At 65.5% G+C, this 2,913-nt stretch carries 3 protein-coding genes; all 3 read right to left on the reverse strand.

Going from position 1 to position 2,913, the window contains the following annotated elements; genetic code table 11:
* Positions 1-75: 75 nt before the first annotated feature.
* Positions 76-1,353 (reverse strand): ATP-dependent Clp protease ATP-binding subunit ClpX, encoded by a 1,278-nt coding sequence (gene clpX / locus ITJ67_RS19445; protein WP_194678747.1) that lies wholly within the window; start codon positions 1,351-1,353, stop codon positions 76-78.
* A 124-nt stretch (positions 1,354-1,477) separates the two neighbouring features.
* Positions 1,478-2,149, reverse strand: a complete 672-nt coding sequence (locus tag ITJ67_RS19450; RefSeq protein WP_104240771.1) for an ATP-dependent Clp protease proteolytic subunit — start codon at positions 2,147-2,149, stop codon at positions 1,478-1,480.
* 14 nt (positions 2,150-2,163) lie between these two features.
* Complete coding sequence (locus tag ITJ67_RS19455) at positions 2,164-2,778, reverse strand: ATP-dependent Clp protease proteolytic subunit (RefSeq protein ID WP_104240770.1); 615 nt, start codon at positions 2,776-2,778, stop codon at positions 2,164-2,166.
* Positions 2,779-2,913: the final 135 nt, after the last annotated feature.

Genomic DNA, 2,913 nt, shown 5'->3' on the forward strand with positions numbered 1-2,913 from the left:
CCCCGCGTGCGAGTGCACGCGGGGCTTCCGCTGGGACGCGACAAAGCGCAGCCGTCCTCGATCGACCCGGGACGGTTACGCCGACTTCTCGGCGCGCAGCTCCGGCCGAGGGATGATCGTCGGCGCCGCGTTCTTGAGCACGACGTCGCGCGTGATCTCGACACGGCTCGCATCGTCGAGAGACGGAACATCGAACATGACCGGCCCGAGCGTCTCCTCGAGGATGGCGCGGAGGCCACGAGCGCCCGTCTGCCGTAGCACGGCGAGGTCGGCGATCTCCTCGAGCGCACCCACGTCGAAGACGAGCTCGACGCCGTCGAGTTCGAACATCTTCTGGTACTGCTTCACAAGCGCGTTGCGCGGCTGCGTGAGGATGTCGATGAGCGCTCCACGGTCGAGCGGCGACACCGTCGTGATGACGGGAAGACGACCGATGAACTCCGGGATGAGCCCGAACTTGTGGAGGTCTTCTGGCAGCACCTCGCTATAGAGGTCGCGGTCGTCGTTCTTCGAGTGCAAGGGGGCACCGAAGCCGATGCCCTTCTTGCCCGCACGCTGCGAGACGATCTCTTCGAGCCCAGCGAACGCCCCGGCGACGATGAACAGCACGTTGGTCGTGTCGATCTGGATGAACTCCTGCTGCGGGTGCTTGCGGCCACCCTGCGGCGGCACCGAGGCGACCGTGCCCTCGAGGATCTTCAGCAGCGCCTGCTGCACGCCCTCGCCGGAGACGTCGCGCGTGATGGACGGGTTCTCCGCCTTGCGCGCGATCTTGTCGATCTCGTCGATGTAGATGATGCCCGTCTCGGCGCGCTTCACATCGAAGTCGGCGGCCTGGAGGAGCTTCAGGAGGATGTTCTCGACGTCCTCGCCGACGTAGCCGGCCTCGGTGAGCGCCGTTGCATCAGCGACCGCGAACGGCACGTTGAGGCGCTTCGCGAGCGACTGCGCCAGGTAGGTCTTCCCGCACCCGGTCGGGCCGATGAGCATGATGTTGCTCTTCGAGATCTCCACCTCGTCGACGCGGTCTTCGGCCGAGGTGATCTGGCCGAGCGCGCGGACGCGCTTGTAGTGGTTGTAGACCGCGACGGCGAGTGCCTTCTTCGCGGGCTCCTGACCGATGACGTACTCCTCGAGGAACGCGAAGATCTCTCGCGGCTTCGGGAGCTCGAAGTCCTTGACCTCGCTGGTCTCGGAATCGGCCATGCGCTCTTCGATGATCTCGTTGCACAGCTCGACGCATTCGTCGCAGATGTACACACCAGGACCAGCGATGAGCTGCTTGACCTGCTTCTGGCTCTTGGCGCAGAACGAGCATTTCAGCAGCTCGCTGCTTTCACCGATACGTGCCATGAGGACCTCCTTCGCGGTCTGCCAAGACTAACCCGAACCGCCGACATTGCCCGGATGGCCGCGCCAGGGGCACTCCCCGGCGCGGCCATGGACATTGCAGCGTGTTCGATTCGGTCGGATCGAACTAGTCGATGATGACCGGCTCGGCGCCCTTGCGGCTCGTGAGTACCTGGTCGATGAGGCCGTACTCCAACGCCTCGGCGGCCGACAGGATCTTGTCGCGCTCGATGTCGCGGTTGACCTTGTCGAGCGACGTGCCGGAGTGACGCGCCAGCGCCTCTTCGAGCCACGTGCGCATCCGCAGCACTTCCTGCGCCTGGATCTCGATATCCGATGCCTGCCCCTGGCCGGCACCGCCGGTGGAGGGCTGGTGGATGAGCACGCGAGCGTTCGGCAGGGCCAAGCGCTTGCCAGGCTGTCCTGCCGCGAGCAGCACGGCAGCCGCCGATGCCGCCTGGCCGAGGCACACCGTGGAGACCTCGGGGCGGATGTACTGCATGGTGTCGTAGATCGCCGTCATGGCCGTGAACGAGCCACCGGGCGAGTTGATGTACAGCGTGATGTCGCGGTCCGGGTCCTGGCTCTCGAGCACGAGGAGCTGGGCCATGATGTCGTCCGCCGAGGCGTCGTCGACCTGCACGCCGAGGAAGATGATGCGGTCCTCGAAGAGCTTCGCGTACGGGTCCTGGCGCTTGTAGCCGTAGGCCGTGCGCTCCTCGAACGTCGGCAGGATGTACCGCGACGACGGGGTCTGGACGCCTGCCGGCGAGCCGCCGGTCAGAAATGGGGTGTTCATATGCTCTGGCTTCCTTACTCTGCCGACTCGGACGTGGACTCGGCGTCGCGCTTGGTGCCGCCGCCGCCCGTGACCTCGGTTGCCGAGGAACGGATGTGGTCGACGAACCCGTAGGCCAGCGCCTCGTCGGCGTTGAACCAGCGGTCGCGGTCGCCGTCCTCGTTGATCTGCTCGAGGCTCTTGCCCGTGCGCTGTGCCGTGATCGACGCGAGGCGGGCCTTCATGTCGAGGATCAGCTGCGCCTGGGTCTGGATGTCGCTCGCCGTGCCACCGAATCCGCCGTGCGGCTGGTGCAGCAGCACTCGCGCGTTCGGCGTGATGTAGCGCTTGCCCGGCGCACCTGCGGTCAGCAGGAGCTGGCCCATCGATGCCGCCATGCCGATTCCCACGGTCACGATGTCGTTCGGCACGAACTCCATCGTGTCGAAGATCGCCATACCGGCGGTGATCGATCCACCCGGCGAGTTGATGTAGAGGTAGATGTCTCGCTCAGGATCCTCTGCAGCAAGCAGCAGGATCTTGGCGCAGATCTCGTTCGCGTTCTCGTCGCGCACCTCGGACCCGAGCCAGATGATGCGGTCTTTCAAAAGCCTGTCGAAGACGCTGTTCGGCAGTTGAATATCAGCCACGGTCGCTCCATTTCCCTAACGGTCGTCACCGAATCTAGTGGAGCCACGAGGCCAGCGCTGGCCTGTTCGCCCACGGCACACGGTGCCTGGCAAAGGGCAGGGGATGCACGAAGCGCCGCCGGCGTTATGCCGGCG

It is taken from the genome of Pseudoclavibacter sp. VKM Ac-2867, from assembly GCF_015351275.1.
Classification (GTDB): Bacteria; Actinomycetota; Actinomycetes; order Actinomycetales; family Microbacteriaceae; genus Pseudoclavibacter.